Annotated in this window: 1 protein-coding gene; it reads right to left on the minus strand. The window is 45.2% G+C overall.

Features of this window, described 5'->3' with window-relative positions:
- Positions 1-1,185: an elongation factor Tu gene (gene tuf / locus P20495_RS19310; RefSeq protein ID WP_008133488.1), complete on the minus strand. Its 1,185-nt coding sequence runs from the start codon at positions 1,183-1,185 to the stop codon at positions 1-3.

Raw genomic sequence — 1,185 nt, forward strand, 5'->3', positions numbered from 1 at the left:
TTACGCTACGATAGTTGCTACAACACCAGCACCTACAGTACGGCCACCTTCACGGATAGCAAAACGAAGACCTTCATCCATCGCGATTGGTGCGATTAGAGTTACTGTCATCTTGATGTTATCACCAGGCATTACCATTTCTACGCCATCTGGTAACTGTACGTCACCTGTTACGTCAGTTGTACGGAAGTAGAACTGTGGACGGTAACCTTTGAAGAATGGAGTATGACGACCACCTTCATCTTTAGAAAGTACGTATACTTCTGAAGTGAATGTAGTATGTGGGTTGATTGAACCAGGCTTAGCTAGTACTTGACCACGTTCAACGTCTTCACGCTTAGTACCACGTAGAAGTGCGCCGATGTTTTCGCCAGCACGACCTTCGTCAAGAAGCTTACGGAACATTTCAACACCAGTACAAGTAGAACGAGTTGTATCATTGATACCAACAATTTCTACTTCGTCATTGATGCGGATGATACCAGCTTCAACACGACCAGTTACAACAGTACCACGACCCTGGATTGAGAAAACGTCTTCGATAGGCATGATGAAAGGCTTATCGATGTCACGCTCTGGCTCTGGGATGTAAGAATCAAGTGCGTTTGCAAGCTCAACAATCTTATCTTCCCACTCTTTCTCGCCTTCTAACGCTTTAAGCGCAGAACCAGCGATTAGAGGTAAGTCATCACCTGGGAAATCGTATTCTGAAAGAAGTTCACGAACTTCCATTTCTACTAGTTCAAGTAGCTCTTCGTCATCTACCATGTCACATTTGTTCATGAACACGATGATGTAAGGAACGCCAACTTGACGAGAAAGAAGGATGTGCTCACGTGTTTGTGGCATAGGGCCATCTGTCGCAGCAACTACTAAGATCGCGCCGTCCATTTGAGCAGCACCAGTGATCATGTTTTTAACATAATCGGCGTGACCAGGACAATCTACGTGTGCGTAGTGACGTGAAGGAGTATCGTATTCAACGTGAGACGTTGAAATAGTGATACCACGTTCGCGCTCTTCAGGAGCGTTGTCGATTGATGCGAAATCTTTAGCAACACCGCCGTATACTTTTGCAAGTACGTTAGTGATTGCTGCAGTTAGTGTAGTTTTACCGTGGTCAACGTGGCCGATTGTACCAACGTTTACGTGCGGTTTTACGCGTTCAAACTTTTCTTTTGCCAT

This window comes from Pseudoalteromonas sp. BSi20495 (assembly GCF_000241185.1).
GTDB classification, from domain to species: Bacteria; Pseudomonadota; Gammaproteobacteria; order Enterobacterales; family Alteromonadaceae; genus Pseudoalteromonas; species Pseudoalteromonas fuliginea.

What these genes read in the sequence shown, in the direction of transcription:
- tuf (WP_008133488.1), bottom strand. Translation starts at nt 1,185, where the DNA reads ATGGCAAAAGAAAAGTTTGAACGCGTAAAACCGCACGTAAACGTTGGT.